Consider the following 18410-nt stretch of genomic DNA (forward strand, 5'->3'; position numbering starts at 1 on the left):
AAGGAGAATACAGGCGCGGAAACGCGCCGGTAGAGTCTCACATTCCTCCTTCCCCCGCCGAGGAAAAGCAGCCTGATCGACAGCGCGCCCGAAAGGAAATCGAGGAGCGCGCGTCAGTCATGCGCGGATACTCCGGAGAGCCGACGCCGAAATCCCCAGGAGAAACGAGGAAACCCGCATGCACGTCAAAGCGCGCCGGCGAAGAACGGCGCCACCGAGATTCGTGTTGGTCAACACCGTTCTGGCGGCGGCGGTGTGGCTGCTGTGGGCACTCGTGTGGGGGCCCCGCTTCATCGACGCCCTGGACGCCAACTGGCCTGTCGCGCTCACCATGGTGTTCGGCTCCCTCATCGGAGGAGGCACCAGTGAGGGCGGCGGCGCCGTCTCCTTCCCCGTCATGACCAAGGTGCTGGACGTGCCCGCCGACGAGGCGCGCGTGTTCACCTTCGCGATCCAGTCGGTCGGCATGACGGCCGCGTCGATCTCCATCCTGGCCTGCCGCGTTCCCATCGAGAAGCGCGTGGTCGTCCACGGCTCGGCGGCCGGTGTCGTGGGCGTCGTCATCAGCGCGGTGTTCCTCGCTCCCCTCGTACCGCTCCCCTTGGTCCGTGTCCTGTTCACCATGCTCCTGGTCTCGCTCGCGATCGCACTCCTCCTACAGTTGTTCCAGCGCGAATACCGGAGGAACCGCGCCATTCCCATGTGGAGTCACCGTGAACGCGCTCTGGTCATCGGTACGGGCCTCGCGGGGGGCCTTCTGAGCGGCGTCGCCGGTGTCGGTGAGAACTGCGTGATGTTCCTTCTCCTGGTCCTGCTGTTCCGGGTATCGGAGAAAGTGAGTACGCCGACGACGGTCATCATGATGACCGTCGTCTCGATCGCCGCCTTCCTCACGCACGTGTTCATCGTCGGCGACTTCACCGGAGCCGTGGTCGACTACTGGATCGCGGCCTCGCCCGTGGTGGTGGTCGGCGCCCCGCTCGGTGCCTGGATCTGCACCAGGCTCACTCCTCTGACCATCAGGGCCATCCTCTTCGTCCTGATCGGGAGCGAACTGGTGAGCACACTCCTGTTCGTCGAATTCACCGCCGCCACGGCGGCGGCCAGCCTGATCTCGCTCGCCGCCTTCACCGTCGTGTGCCTCCTGCTGGTCCGGAGCACCCGGTACGGGGCCGCCGTGAGCGCGTCGCGGACGAGCGGGGCCGGTCCGCGCGAGCCGGTCCGCACCCCGGGTCCCGTGTAGGCGCCGCACGGCGCCGACCCGGCGACAGGACCGATGTCGCGGCTCGTCTCCGATCCGGTGACGGACGCCGTACGCGCCCCGGGGCGGATTCCGCGAAAAACCGCGGTTACCCCCCTGGGGCCGGGCGGTTCCAGCGGGTAGCCTGCGGGACTGGGAGCGCTCCCAGAAGCAATGAGCACGGGGGTGGCGGGGGGACCGCACGTACACCGACCGAAGGAAGGCCCATGTCCCGCACACGCACAGCCATCGGAGCCGTGCTCGGCTCAGCGACGGCCCTGGCGGCCGCGGCGGCGCTGCTCGGCACACCGTCCGCGGCAGCCGCCGAACCGGAGTTCTACGTCAATCCCGACACCTCGGCGGCCGTCTGGGTCCGTGAGAACCCGGACGACCCCCGCGCCGAGGTGATCGCCGACCGCATCGCCTCGGTCGCCCAGGCGACCTGGTTCACCGAGCACAACCCCGACGAGGTCCGCGCCGACGTCGACGCGGTGGTCAGCGCCGCCGACGCCCAGGGGCAGACCCCGATCCTGGTCGTCTACAACATCCCCGGACGCGACTGCGGCAACCACAGCGGCGGCGGCGCGCCCAGCCACGACGCCTACCGGGACTGGGTGGACGAGGTCGCCGCCGGCCTGGAGGGCCGCCCCGCGACCATCGTCCTGGAGCCCGACGCACTGCCCCTGGTGAGCGCGTGCAGCGACCCCTCCCAGCTCCTGGCATCGATGGCCCACGCGGGCCAGGCCCTGATGCAGGGCTCCTCCGACGCCCGGGTCTACTTCGACATCGGCCACTCGGCCTGGCTGGAGCCCCAGGAGGCCGCCGACCTGCTCAACGGCGCGGACATCGCGCACAGCGCGCACGGGATCGCCACCAACACCTCCAACTACAACTGGACCGACGACGAGGTCGCCTTCGCCGAGTCCGTCATCGCCGCCACCGGCGTGTCCGGGCTGGGCGCCGTGATCGACACCAGCCGCAACGGCAACGGGCCCGCGTCCGACGGGGAGTGGTGCGACCCGCCCGGGCGCATGATCGGCCTGCCCAGCACGACGGGCACCGGCAACGCGCTGATCGACGCCTTCATCTGGACCAAACTGCCGGGCGAGGCCGACGGCTGCATCGCCCCCGCCGGCCAGTTCGTCCCCCAGGCCGCCTACGACATGGCCGTGAACGCGCCCCTGCCCCCGGTGGACCCCACGGATCCGGGTGAGGAGCCCTCCGACCCCGGGGAGGACCCGAGCGACCCGCCCGGTGACGGCGACTGCTCCGCGCAGTACACGGTGGTCTCCGACTGGGAGGGCGGCTTCCAGGCGGCGGTGACGGTCACCGCCGACGCACCGGTCGACGGCTGGACCGTGACGTGGACCTACACCGACGGTCGGCGCCTGGACCAGGGCTGGAACGCCGACATCGTCTCCGACGGGGCTCAGGTCACCGCTAGCGACCTGGGCTGGAACGGCGCGCTGGGCGCCGGTGACAGCGCGGAGTTCGGCTTCACGGGCACCGGCTCCGGGAGCGGGGCCCCGGACCTGGAGTGCGCCGCGGACTGAGCGGGTCCGCGGTGACGGTGGGGCGGGCCCGGAGCCCGTCCCACCCGCACCCCTCGCGGGGAGCCCGTCACGGGCAGGCGGCGGGGACGCGGCTATGCCGACGCCGCCACCGGGGAGAGCGCGCAGCGGCGACCGCGTCTGCGCGGGCCGGGCAGGGCGTGCCGGTGAGCGGCCGGGCCCGGCACGGGCCACCGCCGCCGCGGAGCGGTCCGGAGCGCGCGTTCCCGTACTGTGACAGCGTCCGCCCGCACCCCGTGCGGGCGGACGCCGAGCGTCCACGCGAGGAAGGAAACATCCCATGGCCGAACGTCCTGGGCGCAGGAACCCGCGGGCCACGCACGCGCGCGTGGAGCGGGTCGAGCGGCTCACCCCGCACATGCTCCGCCTCGTGCTGGGCGGCCCCGGGCTCGCCGACTTCTCCGCCGGAGAGTTCACCGACCACTACATCAAGCTGCTCTTCCCCCCGGAGGGCGTCACCTACCCCAGCCCGTTCGACCTCGGTCGTATCCGCGAGGAGCTGCCGCGCGAGCAGTGGCCCCTCATGCGCACCTACACCGTGCGCTGGTGGGACGCCGACCGGCGCGAACTGGCCGTGGACGTCGTGATCCACGGTGACGAGGGCGTCGCCGGCCCCTGGGCGGCCCGCGCCCGGCCCGGTGACGAGGTCCACTTCGCGGGTCCCGGCGGCGGCTACGCGCCCGCCCCCGAGGCCGACTGGCACCTGCTCGTCGGCGACGAGAGCGCGCTGCCGGCCATCGCCGCCGCCCTGGAGCGGCTGCCCGTCGGCGCGCGGGCCCGGGTCCTGATCGAGGTCGCCGGTCCTGAGGAGGAGCAGAAGCTGGACACGGACGCGGACGCGACTGTGACATGGCTGCACCGGGGCGCCAGCCGGGTCGGCGAGCGCCTGCTCGCCGCGGTCCGGGACCTGGAACTCCCTCCCGGCGACGTGCAGGCGTTCGTGCACGGCGAGGCCGGATTCGTCAAGGAACTGCGCCGGTGGCTGCGCGGGGACCTCGGGGTGCCCCGGGAGCGGCTGTCGGTCTCGGGCTACTGGCGGTTGGGCCTGAACGAGGACGGCTGGCAGTCCGCCAAGCGCGACTGGAACCGTCAGGTCGAGGAGGAACAGGAGACGTGATCCCGCGGCCGTCCGGGCCCGAACCCGGACGACCCGGCCTCCGCCCGCTCGTGGACCAGGGCCTTTAACCGGACGAAACGCCCTCTTCGCCATCATGGCCGAATACCACTCCATCCCCCCGCTCATCGGGAGTGCGAGCCGCGCCCCGAGTCGTACTGGCCTGCACCCGGCCGGTACCGGTGCGCGGCGAGGAAGTGGAGGTTACATGCGTGCAGAGCTCAGTCGGATCGACGCCGAGGACGTCCTGGAGCTTCGGCTCGACTCCGACCACGGGGACACGGGGGCCGGTCTGGCCCTGCGCAGGCACGGGGACGAGGAAGCGGCGATCCGCGTCACCGACCTGGAAAGAGAGGGGGCGCGCGTGCGCGCGCGACTGGCCGGGCTGCCCCTCGCGGACGGCGTCTGGGACGTGCTGTGGGTCGACGGGCGGGGACGCTCGGTCCCGCTGTCCACACGCGACACCGGCCTCAGCCTCGCCGACCGGATCACCTACCTCCGGGGCCGGCGCGAGCGCGAACTGCGCACGCTCCGGGACCGGGACGGGCGACTGCGCGTGCGCGCGGCCGCCGCCACCCCCTACGCCGAGGTGGTCTGGGTCGAGGTCGACGCCGCGGAGGGAACCGTCACGGTCTCGGGCGTCCTGGCCTACGCCCCCGAGCGGCGCGGCGCCGCCACCGCCGAGGTCGTCGCCCGGCAGAGGCACCTGGACGGCCGGCTGACCGCCCCGGCCGAACTCGACGGGGCACGGTTCCACTGCGTGATCCCGCTGGCGCCGGTCGCCGACGCGCACGTGCGCGAACGCCGGCACAACGAGTGGGACCTCTGGCTCCGGACGCCCGACGGCCGCCGGGAGCTGCGGCTGGCCATGCACGCCGACGACATCGTCGGCAAGAAGCACAAGATCGTCTACCCCGGAGCGGTGGTGGACGCCCGGGGAGCCGGGGACGCCGCCGGGGTGCGGGTCCGCCCCTACTACACGGTCAAGGACGAGCTCTCCCTCCTCGCCGTCGAGCACACCGGCGGTGGCCGTTGAAGATCGCCTTCCTCATCGCCAACGGCTACGGGATGGGCGGGACCGTCCGTACCGTCTACAACCTGGCCGAGGGACTGTCGGAACGCCACGAGGTGGAGATCGTCAGCCTGGTGCGCCACCGGGAGGAGCCGTTCTTCGCCGTCCCGGACGGCGTGGGGCTGCGCGGCCTGACGCGGACCGGCGCCGGCCGGGGGAATCCGCCGACCCGCCTGGGGCGCGTCTCCGACCGGGTGTCCCGGCGCCGCACGGCCGCGCTCCTGGGCGGGCGCGAGGCGCGGCGGGAGAACTTCTACACCCCCGCGGCGATGGCCGCGCTGCGCCGCTACCTCAAGGGGACGGACGCCGACGTCGTTGTCGGCACCCGTCCCGGCATCAACCTCCTCCTGGCCCGGTGGGCGCCCCGGCGGGTGCTGGCCATCGGCCAGGAGCACGTCAACCTGGCGGACCACTCCGACGAGCTGCGAGGGCTCATCGCGCGCGGCTACCCGAGGCTCGACGGCATGACCGTCCTGACCGAGGCGGACCGCGACGCCTACCGGGTCCTCCTGGACGCCGACCCCGACTGGCTGACCGCGATGCCCAACCCGCTGCCCGACCGCGACTACCCCAGGTCCACGCAGGACAACCCGATCATCGTCGGTGCGGGCCGGATGGCGCCCGTCAAGCAGTACCCCAAGCTCGTGCAGGCGTTCTCCGTCGTCGCGGGCAAGCACCCGGAGTGGCGGCTGCGCATCTACGGGGGAGGCACCAAGGACTCGGCGCTGCGCCGGAGGATCGTCGACCTGGGGCTGAGCAACCAGGTCACCCTCATGGGGCGCGTCGAGGACCTCACCGGGGAACTGGCCAAGGCCTCGATCCTGGCCGTCAGCTCCCGCGTGGAGGGCTTCGGCATGACCATCATCGAGGGCTTCTCGGTGGGCGTGCCCGCGGTGAGCTTCGACTGCCCGCACGGCCCCCGCGAGATCATCGAGGACGGCCGCGACGGGCTGCTCGTCCCCGACCAGGACGTGGACGCGCTCGCCGCCGCGATGCTGCGCCTGGTCGAGGACCGCGACGAGCGGGTGCGCATGGGGCGGGAGGCGGTGCGGTCGGCGGGCCGCTACGCCATCGGCCCCATCGTGGAGCGGTGGGAGCGCCTCATCGAGGAGCGCTCGGCCGGTCGCCGCCCGCGGCGCCGCCCGGCATGGTGGTAGCGCGCGCCAGGAAGACCCCGCGGCGCGGGGCGCCCGTGCCGGAACCTCCGGGAGGGGGAGCCCGGGAGCCCCGGTGCGGTCGTGCGCTGCCGTGACCTGCTCTTGAGCACGGAACCGGAGACCCGGTCCCGGCGTCGTATCACGCTGGAGCCACCGGAGTCCCGTGGCCGTGCCCCCAGGAGAAGAGGTACCCGCCCGTGTTCGGAATCCTGCGACCGTGCCGCCACACCCTGGCCGACGGACTGGCCGAGGAGTGGATGTCCCACATGTGCGGGCTGTGCCTGGCACTGCGCGACGACCACGGACAGGCCTCGCGCGTGGCCACGAACTACGACGGACTGGTGGTGTCGGTCCTGACGGCCGCCCAGTCCGAGGCGTGCGCGGGCACCCGCACGGCCGGCCGCTGCCCGCTGCGCGGCATGCGGGGGGCCGAGGTCGCAGACGGATCCGGGGCGCACCTGGCCGCGTCGGTGTCCCTCCTGCTGGCCTCGGCGAAGATCACCGACCACATCGAGGACGGGGACGGCCTCTACGGCCGCCGCGGCGTGCGCGCCCTCGCCGGGAGGGTGGCCGAGCGCTGGCGGCGCGGTGCGCAGGAGTCGGGCGCCGGGCTCGGGTTCGACGGAGCGGCGCTGGTCGCGGTGGTCGACCGCCAGCGCGAGGCCGAGCTGGCGGCGGGGCCCGGCACGGACCTCCTGGCGGTGACGCGGCCGACCGAGGAGGCCACGGGCGAGGCGTTCGCGCACACCGCCGTCCTGGCCGCGCGCCCGGCCAACACCGCGCCGCTGCGGGAGGCGGGACGCCTGTTCGGGCGGGTCGCGCACCTGCTGGACGCGGTCGAGGACCGTGAGGAGGACGCGGCCAGGGGAGCGTGGAACCCGATCACCGCCACGGGCACCGAACTCCGCCGGGTCCGCGCACTGTGCGACGACGCCATCCTCGGCGTCGGCTTGGCGCTGCGGGAGGTGGAGTTCGACGACGACCGCCTGGTGCGCGCGCTCCTGGAACGGGAGCTGCGCCGCGCCGTCGAGCGCGCCTTCGCGCACGGCGGACACCCCGGCCACGGGCACCCGGGGCAGGGTCAGCTCGGCCAGGGACATCCCGGCCATGGGTACCCGGGCCAGGGACATCCCGGTCACGGACACCCGGGGCAGGGGCAGCCGGGCCACGGACACCCGGGCCACGGACACCCGGGGCAGGGGCACCCCGGTCACGGGTACCCGGGGCAGGGGCAACCCGGCCACGTCTACCCCGGCCAGGGGCACCAGGGATACGGACACCACGGCGAGCCTCCGCACCAGCGGAACCGCCGCCGGCGCGACGACGGCATCGACTCCGGGAGCCACTACGAGGGATACGAAGGGCCCGGGGGCGGGGGCGAGGGCTCGGGCGGCGGCAGGGACGGGGACCGGTGCTGCGGTTCCTGCTCGTGCCAGACGCCCCGACAGGAGTTCCCGGCCAGGCGGCGCGGTGTGTTCTCCGGGTGCGCCGTCGCGCTGTTCATGTGCTGCACCTGCCAGTTCTGCTGCCGCGACCCCCACCCGGGACCGTGGACGGGCAAGCCGCGCAGCTCCTGGTGCGACTGCTGCGAATGCTGTAGCTGCTGTGACGACTGCACCTGCTGCTGCGACTGACCGGTCGGGACGGCGGGCGTTCGGCCCCGCGCTCAGATCAGGCCGTGGTCGCGGGCGTAGACCGCCGCGTGGGTGCGGTCCCGCAGGCCGAGCCGGACCAGGATCCGGGAGATGTGGTTCTTGACGGTGCCCTCGCTGAGGAAGAGTTCACCGGCGATCTCGCGGTTGGTCGCACCGACCGCGATGAGCCGCAGCACCTGGGTCTCCCGCTCGGTCAGCGGACCGCCGCGCGAGGCGCCCGCCCGCGGCGCGCCGACGCGGCCGGACGGGTCGGGCAGTGCCGCCGCCAGGCGGGCCACGGCCGAGGCGTCGAACTGGGCCACGCCGGCGCGGGCCAGGCGCACCGCCTCCGCCAGGTCCCGTGCCGGCAGGTCCTTGAGCAGGTAGCCGACCGCGCCGGCCCGCAGGGCCCGCAGCACGTACTCCTCGTCGTCGAAGGTCGTGAGCATCACGATCCGGCACCCCGGTGCCCGGTCCCGGAGGACGGCGACGGCCTCGACGCCGTCCATGACGGGCATGCGCACGTCCATCAGCACGACGTCGGGTTCCAGTTCCAGGGCCCGGTCCACGGCGTCCGCCCCGTCCACGGCGGTCCCCACCACGGTGATACCGGGCTGGATGCCCAGCAGCGACGCGATCCCCTCGCGGACCAGGCGCTGGTCGTCGGCGACGAGGACGCGCGCGGACGCCCCGTCGTGTCCGGTCGGCCCGTCCCCTGGGGCCGCTCCCCGCTCCCGTGCACTCATCCCCGGCTCTCCTCCGCCACCCGCGCCGGACCGGCGTCCCGGTCGGGACGGGGGACGACGACCGAGACGCGGGTGCCCCCGCCCGGCCGGTCGTCCAGACGCACGCCGCCGCCGACGAGCGCGGCCCGCTCCCGCATGCCGAGCAGGCCGACACCGGCAGGTTCGCGCGCCGCGGCGGACAGCCCGACACCGTCGTCCTCGACGTCGAGCCGCGCCCGGTCGGCACCGACGGCCACCGCCACCGAGACCCGGCGGGCCCGGGCGTGCCGGCGGGCGTTGGTCAGCGCCTCCTGGCAGGCCCGGTAGAGCACCATCAGCGTCGCCTCGTCCCAGCCCTCCTCCTCGCCCTCGACGGAGAGGACGACCTCCGGGCGCCCGCCGCCCGTCTGCCGCACCAGGTCGGCCAGCGCGGGGAAGAGGCGCCACCTGGTGCCCTCCGCGCGCAGGGCGCGCACCGAGTGCCGCACGTCCTCCAGTGCCCGCCGGGCCGAGGACCGGGCGTCCGCCAGTGCCTGTTCGGCGACCGCCCGGTCCAGGTCGCCGAACTCCGCGGCCTTCTCCAACTGGACCGCGACGGCGGTGAGGTGGTGGCCGAGGCTGTCGTGGATGTCCCTGGCCAGCCGGTTGCGCTCCGCCGCCGCCGACAGCTCGGCGACCCGGTCGGCGTAGGCGGACAACCGCGCGTTGGACTCCTCCAGGCGCAGCCGCCCCCGCTGCTCGCGGACCGCGACCCCCGCCATCGCGATGGCCAGGGCCAGTCCCACGGCGAACATCAGCAGGTCGGAGACGTAGGTCGCCTCGGTGTACCAGCCTGGCACCCACAGCGTGTAGCCGCCGAGCATCAGCACCAGGCACACGCCCGCCAGCGCCAGGCTGACCGCGCGCCCGAACGCGAGGTAGGCGGCGAACGGCACGAGGACGAAGAGCACCCGCGAGAGGCCGGAGGGGTCCAGGGCGCTCACCGCGACGAACAGCACCGCGCGCGCGACCAGGAGGGCGGCCGCCGGGCCGCCGGGGGTGCGCACCGGAAAGCTCCGCCGCTCGGCGAACTCCAGGGCGAACAGCAGCGCGAGGCAGCCGGCGAAGCCGGCCGTCCGGACCGGGGCGCGGGCGCCGTCGCCGTCCAGGTCCGCGACCTCGAAGTACAGGCCCGCGACACCGACGACCGCGTACACCATGGACGAGACCCACGGGAGGGCCCGCGCCGGACCCGTCGGATCGCCGTGCCGTCGACTCATCCGCCCGACCTCCTGTCGCCGTTGGGGACGAGCGTAGGCGAGCCGCCCCGGCGGGGAGGGCGCCGGAGCCCTCATCGGCGCATCTTCGGCCGACCGGCACGTGCCGGTCGGCCGCGGGTGTGGCCGAACGGTACTGACGCCGCCGCGGTGTCCCTTCCTAGGGTCGCAGTGTCCGACGCCGCGTCCGCGGTCGCCGCCCCCTCCCAAGGAGAACTCACGTGTACACGTCGGTCCTGCTCCGTTCCAGCGCCGCTCTGGGCCTCCTCTCCGGCACCTTCATGGCCGGTCCCGCCGCGGTCGAGCTGGTGACGGGTGAGACGGCCCTGACCAGCCTTCTGCTGGGCCTGTCCCCGGCCCTGGCCGTTCCTCTGGCCGTCGCCCTCCACGCACGCCAGACCGCCGCCGTCGGCGGTTTCGGCACGGCGGCCCACGTGGTGAACCTGCTGGGCCTCGGGCTGTTCGGCGGTGCGGCGTTCAGCCTGAACATCGCGCTGTTCCACCTCGACGACGCGGTCCTGGGCGAGCTCATGGGCGGTCCCACCGGACTCGTCGTGCTCGCCTCCGCTCTGGTCTTCGCCCTCGGCTCGGTCCTGTTCGGCGCCTCGATGGTCCGCGCCCGCGTCCACCCGCGCGTTCCGGCGTGGGGGTACACGGTCGCCCTTCCCGCGCTCGCCGTCGTCGCCCCGCTGCCCGACTCGCCCCTGTCCATCGCGGTGCACGTGCTGGCCGGTGCGTCCGTGGTCTGGCTGGCGGCCGTCCTCTGGGCCAGGGCGGGGGAGCCCGAGCCCGTCGCGGTGGCGGTCGCCTGACCACCCGAGCACGACCGTGGACGACACCGGAGGCACGGTACGGTGACGCGGGCTCCAGGCGTTCGGTCGGAGGCCCGGCCCGCAGGCCCTCGGCAGGGGGCAGGGTCCCTCAGGCCCTCGGCAGGATGATGCGGGTTTCCAGGCCCTCGGCGGTGCGACGCGCGTGGTCGGCCCTGGCACGGTGGCCCGGTCTCTCACGCCCGCGGCAGGGGGTACGGTCCCTCAGGCCCTCGGCAGGGTGATGCGGGTTTCCAGGCCCTCGGTAGGAGACCCGGGCCCAGGCCTTCGGCGGTGTCACGCGCGGCGTCAGCCTCTCGGCAGGGGGCCCGGTCCGTCACGCCCGCGGCAGGGTGACGCGCATGGTCAGTCCGCCTCCCGGGGTGGTGTCCGGCTCCATCGTCCCGTCCATCGCCTGGACCAGGCCCCGGGACAGCGCCAGCCCCAGGCCGAGCCCGGTGTCGTGGTCGGTGTCGCCCAGGCGCTGGAACGGCACGAACATGCGTCCGTGCCCGGACTCGGGCACCCCGGGCCCGTGGTCGATGATCCGGATCTCCAGGCCGGTGCCGGTGGCGGCGGCCGTGACCGTCGGCGGCCGGTCCGGCGGGCTGAAGCGCAGCGCGTTGTCGACCACGTTGGCGAGTACCCGTTCGAGGAGGCCCGGGTCCGCCCGGACCGGCGCCAGGTCCTCCGGCAGGTCCACCCGGACCGGGCGGCCGCGCGGACCGAGCTGGTCCAGCACCCGCAGCACGCTCTCCCGCAGCGGCAGGTCGACGGCCCTGACCCCCATGACCCCCGCCTGGAGGCGGCTCATGTCGAGCAGGTCCGAGACCAGGGCGGTCAGCCGGTCCAGGGACTCGTCGGCGGTGGCCAGCAGCGCCTCCTGGTCCTCCGGGCCGAAGCTCACCTCCCGGCTGCGCAGGCTCGTCACCGAGGCCTTCGCCGAGGCCAGCGGCGCGCGCAGGTCGTGGCTGACTGCCGCCAGCAGGGCGGTGCGCATCCGGTCGGCCTCGGCCAGGGGTTTGGCGGCCGCCGCCTCGTCCGCCAGCCGCCCCTGGCGCAGGGCCAGCGCCGACTGGGCGGCGAACGCCTCGATGATGCGCCGGTCGGCCGCCTCCGGCCGCCGCCCGCTCAGTACGAGCGCGAGGGAGTCGTCGATGGGCACGTCCACGTCCCCGTCACCCGGGGCCAGACCCGGCCGCTCGCCCACGGACGCCGCCACGGTCCACAGGTTCGGGTCCTGGCGGTGGTCGGGCCCCGCGGGCGTGCCGGGCCGCCGCTCCAGCAGCGCGACCGAGTCCAGCGCGAAGGTCTCCCGCAGCTGTTCCAGCAGGGCCTCCAGCGGTCTCGACCCGCTCAGCACGTGGCCCGCGACCGCCGCCAGGGTCCCCGCCTCGGCACTGGCCAGCGCCGCCTCCCGGGTCCGGCGGGCCGCCTTGTCCACCACGACGCTGACCGAGACCGCCACCACCAGGAACACCGCGAGCGCGAGCATGTTGAACGGGTCGTCGATGCCCAGGGTGCGGTAGGGCTCGGTGTAGAGGAAGTTCATCGTCAGGAAACCGGCGACGGCCGCCAGGAGCGCGGGCCACATGCCGCCGACCAGCGAGGTCGTGGTGACCAGCGCGAGCACGAGGAGCAGGCCGCTGGGGAACACGTTCTCGTCGTGCGGCAGGCCGACACCGAGGGCCAGCAGCGGCAGCGCCGCCAGGGCCAGCGCGAACCCGGTGATCCTGCGCCGGAGGGAGAGTGCCCCCCGCGGCCGCGGTCCCGCGCTCGCCCTGACGCCCTCGTGCGCGATCAGGTGGACGTCGATCGACCCCGACAGCGCCAGCGTGGTCACTCCCACGCCCGGAGAGAACACGTGGGCCAGACGGCTCCTGCGGCTGGCCCCGAGGACCAGCTGGGTGGCGTTCACCCCGCGCGCGAACTCGATCAGCGCCGTGGGGACGTCGTTGCCGAGGACGTGGTGGAACGTGCCGCCCAGGTCCTCGACGAGTACGCGCTGCCGGGCGAGCACGGCGGGGTCGGCCTCCGCGAGACCGCGCCCGTCGGCGACGTGGACCGCCATCAGGTCGGCGCCCTTGCTCCGCGCCGCCACCCGCGCGGCCCGGCGGACCAGCACGTCCCCCTCGGGCCCGCCGGCCAGCGCCACCACCACGCGTTCCCTGGCCCGCCAGCCCGCGGCGGCGCCGTTCTCGTCCCGGTAGCGGTCGAGCTGGCCGTCCACCTGGTCGGCCAGCCACAGCAGGGCCAGCTCGCGCAGGGCGATGAGGTCGCCGGGCCGGACGCCGCCGCCCGGGACCGGACCGGTTTCCGCGTGGCCGTCGCCCCGGCCCTGCGCCGACCGGTGGCGCAGCGCCTCCGGGGCGGCGTCGACGAGTTCGATCTGGTCGGCCTGGCGGACCCAGGAGTCCGGGACCACCGCGCCCGGGGCGGCGCCGGTGATGTGCCGGACGACGTCGCTGAGCGACTCCATGTGCCGGATGTCGACCGTGGACACCACGTCGATACCGGCGTCCAGGAGGGTGTCGATGTCCTGTCGGCGCGCCTGGTGCCCGGACCCGGGCGCGTTGGTGTGGGCGAGATCGTCCACGAGCACGACCCGCGGGGACCGCGCCAGGACGGCGGCCAGGTCCATCTCCTCGTACGCGGAGCCCAGGTGGCGCACGGTCCGGCGGGGGACGGTCTCCAGGCCGGCGGCCAGGGCGGCGACGTCGGCCCGGCCACGGGGTTCGACCAGGCCCACGACGACGTCCTCGCCCCGCGCGCGCCGCCGGTGCGCCTCCTCCAGCATCCGGTGGGTCTTGCCCACCCCGGGTGCCGCCCCCAGGTAGATGCGCAGCTCACCACGTGTCATCGGCGCGCCCCCTTCCGTCCCCCATTCTTCTCGCCGCTCGACGGGGGTTCGGACGCCGGACCGCTAACGTAGCGCTAATTCGGACCTTTCGGGCGCTAAGGGAGTGTTGTCCGACGTGGCGCCGGTCCACCCGGTGCCCCAGAGTCGAACCGGCGCCCTCCGCAGGGCGCGCCGACGTCCGGCGACTCGCGGTCGACCGCGCCTGACCAGTACGGACGGTGCCGGTCACTAGCATCCATTCAGCGCTGGACGACGCGTCCAGCACTCGGTACGGAGGACGAACCACCCCTATGGACGAGCGACAGCGGATCCTGGTCGTCGACGACGACCCCGCCATCCGCGCGACACTGGAAGTGAACCTCCGGGCCCGCGGCTACGCCTCCGACATGGCCGCCACGGGCGAGCAGGCGCTCCAGCTCGCGGCCCGGCACCATCCGGACCTGGTCCTGCTCGACCTGGGGCTGCCCGGGATGGACGGGCTGGACGTCGTACGCGGACTGCGCGGCTGGTCCGCCGTGCCGATCGTCGTGCTGTCGGGACGCGACACCGAGACGACCAAGGTCCAGGCCCTGGACCTGGGCGCCGACGACTACGTCACCAAGCCCTTCGGCATGGACGAGCTGTTCGCGCGCCTGCGTGCGGCCGTGCGCCGCTCGGCCCCGGCCGAGGAGGAGGCCGTCGTGGAGACGGCCCACTTCACCGTCGACCTTCCCGCCAAGCAGGTCCTGCGCGACGGCGTGCCGGTCCGGCTCACCCCCCGGCAGTGGTACATCGTGCAGGTGCTCGCGCGCCATCCGGGACGGCTGGTCACCTACGAACGCCTCCTGAGGGAGGTCTGGGGCCCCTCGTACGGCACCGAGACCCACTACCTGAGGGTGTTCATGACCCAGATCCGGCAGCGCCTGGAACCGGACCCGCCGCATCCGCGCTACTTCATCACCGAACCCGGCATCGGGCTGCGGTTCCTCCCCGAGGGCACCGAGGGGAAGAGCGGATGACGGCCGGCCGACGGGTCCGGGAGCGGGCACTGGGCCTCGGGCGGAGCCTGCGGTACCGGGCCGACCGGTTCCTCCAGGGCCTGTCCACCTGGGCCAAGCCTCCCCAGCTCACGGCGGGGGCGTTCGCGACGCTGGTCCTGCTCGGCACCGGCCTGCTGGCGCTGCCCGCCGCGACCGAGTCGGGGGAGAGCGCCGGGTTCGACACGGCGCTGTTCACGGCGACCTCGGCGGTGTGCGTGACCGGGCTGATCGTCGTGGACACGCCGGGATACTGGTCGACGTTCGGCGAGGTCGTCATCCTCGCCCTGATCCAGATCGGCGGTCTGGGGATCATGGCCCTGGCCACCGTGCTCACCATGGCGGTGGGCCGAAGGCTGGGCCTGCGCATGGCCGTGCGCACCAGCTCCGAGGCCAAGAGCCTGACCCTGGGCGACGTCCGCGAACTGGTCAAGGGCATCGTCACCGTCACCGTCATCGCCGAGGCGCTGCTCGCGGTCGTCCTCGCCCTGCGCTGGTGGCTGTACTACGGCGACCCGCCCGGGCAGGCGGTCTACTTCGGGATCTTCCACTCCGTGTCGGCGTTCAACAACGCCGGTTTCGCGCTGTACTCCGACAGCCTGGAGGGGTTCGTCGGGGACCCGTGGATCTCGATTCCGGTGGCCGTGGCCGTCATCGCCGGCGGGCTGGGCTTTCCGGTGTGGCTGGAGCTGTGGCGCTTCAGCCGCCGCAGGGGCGAGCCGTACCACTGGTCGCTGCACGCCAGAATCACGCTCGTGACCACGGGCGTGCTGCTGGTGGTGGGGTTCGCGGCCTTCCTCCTGCTGGAGTGGCGCAACCCCGCGACGATGGGCGGCCTGGACCTGCGGGGCAAGGTCCTCGCCGCGTTCTTCCAGGCCGTGATGCCGCGGACGGCCGGGTTCAACAGCCTGCCCTTCGGCGAGATGAACACCCAGACACTGCTGGTGACCGACATCCTGATGTTCATCGGCGGCGGCAGTGCCGGCACCGCCGGCGGCATCAAGGTGACGACCTTCGCCCTGCTGGCCTTCGTCATCCTCGCCAACGTGCGGGGCGAGCCGACCGTCCACGTGTCCGGCCGCCGCCTGAGCGACGGCGTGGTCTCGCAGACCACCACGGTGGCGCTGCTGGCCATCGGCCTGGTGACGGCGGCGACCCTGGCGCTGATGACCATCACGCCGTTCTCACTCGACGAGATCCTGTTCGAGACGACCTCGGCGTTCGGCACGGTCGGACTGTCCACCGGCATCACCGCGGACCTGCCGGTCGCGGGCGAGGCCGTCATCGTCTTCCTGATGTTCGTCGGACGGATCGGCCCCATCACCCTGGCCTCGGCCCTGGCGCTGCGCCGCCGCCCGCGCCGCTACGAACTCCCCGAAGAGCGCCCGATCGTCGGCTAGCCGGTCACCCGGCGCGCGGAAAGCGGAAGGACCAGCGGGAGGCGGGCCCGGGGAGCCACCGTGCCCGGCCGGTGTGATGCCGATGACGACGGCGGCGCCGCGAACTCCGAAGAGCTCCGATCTCCCGGACATCTCCCATCCGGGGAGCCCCGGGTACGCGAAAGGCCAGAGCCGAAGCTCTGGCCTGCGGTGGTGCTGGTGGGCGATACAGGACTCGAACCTGTGACCTCTACCGTGTCGAGGTAGCGCTCTAACCAACTGAGCTAATCGCCCTCGGCCTCGTCGGGGGACGAGGTGATACGAGGCGGAGACGGGAATCGAACCCGTGTGCAGGGATTTGCAGTCCCTTACCTAAGCCACTCGGACACTCCGCCAGAAAGCACCGGGGGCGTGAGTGACACCCGCATGGGCCTCTCCGAGCGGACGACGGGATTCGAACCCGCGACCCTCACCTTGGCAAGGTGATGCTCTACCAGCTGAGCCACGTCCGCGTGTGGCCGGAGCGGACTCCGGCCCGATGGCTCCGCCACCCTGGGGTGGCGGAACGCACCGTTTCCGAGCGGACGACGGGATTCGAACCCGCGACCCTCACCTTGGCAAGGTGATGCTCTACCAGCTGAGCCACGTCCGCGCGGCGAGTTCCCGGGGCGTTCACCGGTTCGACCGGTGGTCCCCCTCGCTGCGTTAAGAACTCTAGCGGATACCCGGCCAAGCGCGAAATCGGATTCCTGAGGGTGCGATCACACCCCGCCGGGCGGTCCGGCTACTGCTCCAGGTGCGCGGGCGTCGAGGGCATGTCGGGGCGCGGCGGCGCGGACAGGTACTGCCCGACCCGTTCGATCACCTTGTTCATCTCGTAGGCGATCAGGCCCACGTCGCTGTCGGCGTCCGACATCAGGGCCATGCAGGCTCCCTCTCCGGCGGCGGCCACGAACAGGAAGGCGCGGTCCATCTCGATGATGCTCTGCCGGATGCCTCCCGCGGAGAACTGCTTGCTCGCGCCGCCGGCGAGGCTGTGCAGGCCCGAGGCGATCGCCGACAGGTGTTCGGCCGCGGGACGGTCCAGTCCGCTGGAGGTGGCCATGAGAAGCCCGTCGGTGGACAGAACGATGGCGTGCTGTGTGCCGGAGGCCCGGGTGAGGAGATCGTCCAGCAGCCAGCTGAGTTCTCCGCGGGCGGTGCTCGGTGGGGTCATGTCTCTCTTTGCTCTGTCTGGTGGTCGGGCGTGAGGGGGACACGCGCGCTCTGGACCGTTGGCCGGACCTCTGTGGGGGGAAGGGCACGGGCCAGCCGTCACTGGCCCCGCATAAGCGTTGCCCAGATGATAGTCATTCGTAACTTATCTGTCTGTGGGCGATGGCGTCACCGGGGTGGGTTCCGCGTGTTCCGTGCTTTTCTGACCTGCGGCGACGCCCTCGTCATAGTCTGTCGGAATCCGTCGCCGCGGCCGGTGCCGGACAGAGCCTTGCCAACACGGCGTACTCCCGGGTAGACCAGCCTTCCCCGTCAGGTGCCCCCGAACACTCCCGAGTGGGAGGATCGTGGTGTCGCCGCGCGCACGCGGACAGCCGAGAACTGGGGGGTTGCCATGAGGGTGTGGATCGCTGGGGCCGGCTACGGCCGGGGCACGGTCGTCGAGGGGGCCGAAGCCCGTATTCCGGTGTCCGACCACGGCATCACCGTCGGCGACGGCGTGTTCGAGACCGTGCGTGCCAAGCAGGGGCGGCCGTTCGCGCTGACCCGCCATCTGCACCGCCTGGCGCGGTCGGCCCGGGGACTCGGCATGGCCGAACCCGACCTCGACCTGATCGCCGACGGTGTCGCCCGGGCGCTGGCGGCCAACCCGGAGCTCACCGACGCGCGGGTGCGCGTCACCGTGACCGACGGGGCCGGGCCGCTGGGGTCGGACCGCGCCCCGGGGGAGCAGACGGCCATCGTGGCGGTGGGGCCCTTTCCGGACATCCCGCCGCACACCGACGTCGTGGTGGCCCCCTGGCCGCGCAACGAGTTCGGCGCGCTGGCCGGGCTCAAGACGACCTCCTACGCCGACAACGTGCGCGCCCTGGCCTACGCCAAGGAGCGCGGCGGCACCGAGGCGCTCTTCCGCAACATCGCCGGGAACCTGTGCGAGGGCACCGGCAGCAACGTCTTCGTGGTGCTGGACGGCCGGCTCGTGACGCCCCCGCTGTCGGCCGGTCCGCTGGCGGGCATCACCCGCGAGCTGGTCCTGGAGTGGTTCGGCGGCGAGGAGGAGGACGTGCCCATGGAGCGCCTTCCGGAGGTCTCCGAAGCCTTCCTCACCTCCACCGGGCGCGACGTCCAGCCGATCCTGCACATCGACGGCCGGCGGGTCTCCGCCGGAGCGGGGCCGGTGTCGGCCAAGGCGGCGGCGGTGTTCGCCGAGCACGCCGCCGAGCGCCTGGACCCCTGAGCGCGTCGGGCACGACCGAGGGGCGGCGCTCGCGGCGCCGCCCCTCGGTCGTCGTCCAGGGCCCTCGTATCCGTCCCTCGCGGGCGCCCTCGGACGCGGCGGGGACCGGTGCGGGTCCGGTGGGG

Annotated in this window: 14 protein-coding genes and 4 tRNA genes; 10 read left to right on the top strand and 8 right to left on the bottom strand. The window is 73.4% G+C overall.

From position 1 onward, the window contains the following. Positions 1-226 precede the first annotated feature (226 nt). The 6 genes from ADL05_RS02110 to ADL05_RS02135 all read left to right on the top strand — a co-directional run bounded on the left by ADL05_RS02110 (position 227) and on the right by ADL05_RS02135 (position 7788). Entirely contained in the window at positions 227-1243 is a 1017-nt protein-coding gene (locus ADL05_RS02110; RefSeq protein ID WP_231640575.1) for a sulfite exporter TauE/SafE family protein, read from the top strand. Positions 1244-1467: 224 nt separating this feature from the next. Then, on the top strand, positions 1468-2793 hold the full coding sequence (locus ADL05_RS02115) for a glycoside hydrolase family 6 protein (RefSeq protein ID WP_053615126.1): 1326 nt from the start codon (positions 1468-1470) through the stop codon (positions 2791-2793). 298 nt (positions 2794-3091) lie between these two features. Then, positions 3092-3928: a siderophore-interacting protein gene (locus ADL05_RS02120; protein WP_053615127.1), complete on the top strand. Its 837-nt coding sequence runs from the start codon at positions 3092-3094 to the stop codon at positions 3926-3928. A 205-nt stretch (positions 3929-4133) separates the two neighbouring features. Continuing rightward, a complete protein-coding gene (locus ADL05_RS02125; protein WP_053615128.1) occupies positions 4134-4961 on the top strand; it encodes a hypothetical protein in 828 nt (275 codons plus the stop codon). After that, entirely contained in the window at positions 4958-6154 is a 1197-nt protein-coding gene (locus ADL05_RS02130; RefSeq protein ID WP_053615129.1) for a glycosyltransferase family 4 protein, read from the top strand. The genes ADL05_RS02125 and ADL05_RS02130 overlap by 4 nt, the downstream gene beginning before the upstream one ends. A 197-nt stretch (positions 6155-6351) precedes the next feature. Next, positions 6352-7788, top strand: a complete 1437-nt coding sequence (locus ADL05_RS02135; protein WP_053615130.1) for a DUF5685 family protein — start codon at positions 6352-6354, stop codon at positions 7786-7788. Between the two features lie 32 nt (positions 7789-7820). Here ADL05_RS02135 and ADL05_RS02140 read toward each other — a convergent pair whose 3' ends face one another. After that, positions 7821-8534, bottom strand: a complete 714-nt coding sequence (locus ADL05_RS02140) for a response regulator transcription factor (RefSeq protein ID WP_053615131.1) — start codon at positions 8532-8534, stop codon at positions 7821-7823. Then, on the bottom strand, positions 8531-9772 hold the full coding sequence (locus ADL05_RS02145; protein ID WP_053615132.1) for a sensor histidine kinase: 1242 nt from the start codon (positions 9770-9772) through the stop codon (positions 8531-8533). The genes ADL05_RS02140 and ADL05_RS02145 overlap by 4 nt, the downstream gene beginning before the upstream one ends. 218 nt (positions 9773-9990) lie before the next feature. Between ADL05_RS02145 and ADL05_RS02150 the strand changes: the two genes are divergently transcribed. After that, positions 9991-10581 carry a hypothetical protein gene (locus tag ADL05_RS02150; RefSeq protein WP_053615133.1) on the top strand — a complete coding sequence of 197 codons (591 nt, stop codon included), beginning with the start codon at positions 9991-9993 and terminating at the stop codon, positions 10579-10581. Positions 10582-10915: 334 nt separating this feature from the next. Here the strand turns inward: ADL05_RS02150 and ADL05_RS02155 are convergent, their stop codons facing one another. After that, positions 10916-13438: an ATP-binding protein gene (locus ADL05_RS02155; protein WP_053615134.1), complete on the bottom strand. Its 2523-nt coding sequence runs from the start codon at positions 13436-13438 to the stop codon at positions 10916-10918. Positions 13439-13728: 290 nt separating this feature from the next. On the opposite strand from ADL05_RS02155, the gene ADL05_RS02160 reads away from it, so the two are divergent. Together ADL05_RS02160 and ADL05_RS02165 are read left to right on the top strand one after the other, a co-directional pair. Next, complete coding sequence (locus ADL05_RS02160) at positions 13729-14436, top strand: response regulator (protein ID WP_053615135.1); 708 nt, start codon at positions 13729-13731, stop codon at positions 14434-14436. Then, the gene (locus tag ADL05_RS02165) at positions 14433-15854 is read left to right on the top strand and encodes a TrkH family potassium uptake protein (RefSeq protein WP_082376039.1); all 1422 of its coding nucleotides are present in this window, start codon (positions 14433-14435) and stop codon (positions 15852-15854) included. Before ADL05_RS02160 ends, ADL05_RS02165 begins: the two co-directional genes overlap by 4 nt. A 196-nt stretch (positions 15855-16050) precedes the next feature. Here ADL05_RS02165 and ADL05_RS02170 read toward each other — a convergent pair. The 5 genes from ADL05_RS02170 to ADL05_RS02190 all read right to left on the bottom strand — a co-directional run bounded on the left by ADL05_RS02170 (position 16051) and on the right by ADL05_RS02190 (position 17049). After that, positions 16051-16127, bottom strand: a tRNA-Val gene (locus tag ADL05_RS02170). A 29-nt stretch (positions 16128-16156) separates the two neighbouring features. Next, positions 16157-16228 (bottom strand) — tRNA-Cys (locus ADL05_RS02175). Positions 16229-16272: 44 nt separating this feature from the next. Continuing rightward, positions 16273-16345, bottom strand: a tRNA-Gly gene (locus ADL05_RS02180). A 67-nt stretch (positions 16346-16412) separates the two neighbouring features. Continuing rightward, positions 16413-16485 (bottom strand) — tRNA-Gly (locus ADL05_RS02185). 132 nt (positions 16486-16617) lie between these two features. Further along, on the bottom strand, positions 16618-17049 hold the full coding sequence (locus tag ADL05_RS02190; RefSeq protein ID WP_053615136.1) for a roadblock/LC7 domain-containing protein: 432 nt from the start codon (positions 17047-17049) through the stop codon (positions 16618-16620). A gap of 393 nt (positions 17050-17442) precedes the next feature. Here ADL05_RS02190 and ADL05_RS02195 point away from each other — a divergent pair, with 393 nt between their 5' ends. Beyond that, on the top strand, positions 17443-18285 hold the full coding sequence (locus tag ADL05_RS02195; RefSeq protein WP_053615137.1) for an aminotransferase class IV: 843 nt from the start codon (positions 17443-17445) through the stop codon (positions 18283-18285). Positions 18286-18410 lie beyond the last annotated feature (125 nt).

The organism is Nocardiopsis sp. NRRL B-16309 (genome assembly GCF_001279585.1).
Classification (GTDB): Bacteria; Actinomycetota; Actinomycetes; order Streptosporangiales; family Streptosporangiaceae; genus Nocardiopsis.

Excerpts from the sequence above, each read along its gene's own strand:
- ADL05_RS02115 (WP_053615126.1), top strand. The coding sequence starts at position 1,468 with ATGTCCCGCACACGCACAGCCATCGGAGCCGTGCTCGGCTCAGCGACG.
- ADL05_RS02120 (WP_053615127.1), top strand. The coding sequence starts at position 3,092 with ATGGCCGAACGTCCTGGGCGCAGGAACCCGCGGGCCACGCACGCGCGC.
- ADL05_RS02125 (WP_053615128.1), top strand. The coding sequence starts at position 4,134 with ATGCGTGCAGAGCTCAGTCGGATCGACGCCGAGGACGTCCTGGAGCTT.
- ADL05_RS02140 (WP_053615131.1), bottom strand. The coding sequence starts at position 8,534 with ATGAGTGCACGGGAGCGGGGAGCGGCCCCAGGGGACGGGCCGACCGGA.
- ADL05_RS02145 (WP_053615132.1), bottom strand. The coding sequence starts at position 9,772 with ATGAGTCGACGGCACGGCGATCCGACGGGTCCGGCGCGGGCCCTCCCG.
- ADL05_RS02155 (WP_053615134.1), bottom strand. The coding sequence starts at position 13,438 with ATGACACGTGGTGAGCTGCGCATCTACCTGGGGGCGGCACCCGGGGTG.
- ADL05_RS02160 (WP_053615135.1), top strand. The coding sequence starts at position 13,729 with ATGGACGAGCGACAGCGGATCCTGGTCGTCGACGACGACCCCGCCATC.
- ADL05_RS02165 (WP_082376039.1), top strand. The coding sequence starts at position 14,433 with ATGACGGCCGGCCGACGGGTCCGGGAGCGGGCACTGGGCCTCGGGCGG.
- ADL05_RS02190 (WP_053615136.1), bottom strand. The coding sequence starts at position 17,049 with ATGACCCCACCGAGCACCGCCCGCGGAGAACTCAGCTGGCTGCTGGAC.
- ADL05_RS02195 (WP_053615137.1), top strand. The coding sequence starts at position 17,443 with ATGAGGGTGTGGATCGCTGGGGCCGGCTACGGCCGGGGCACGGTCGTC.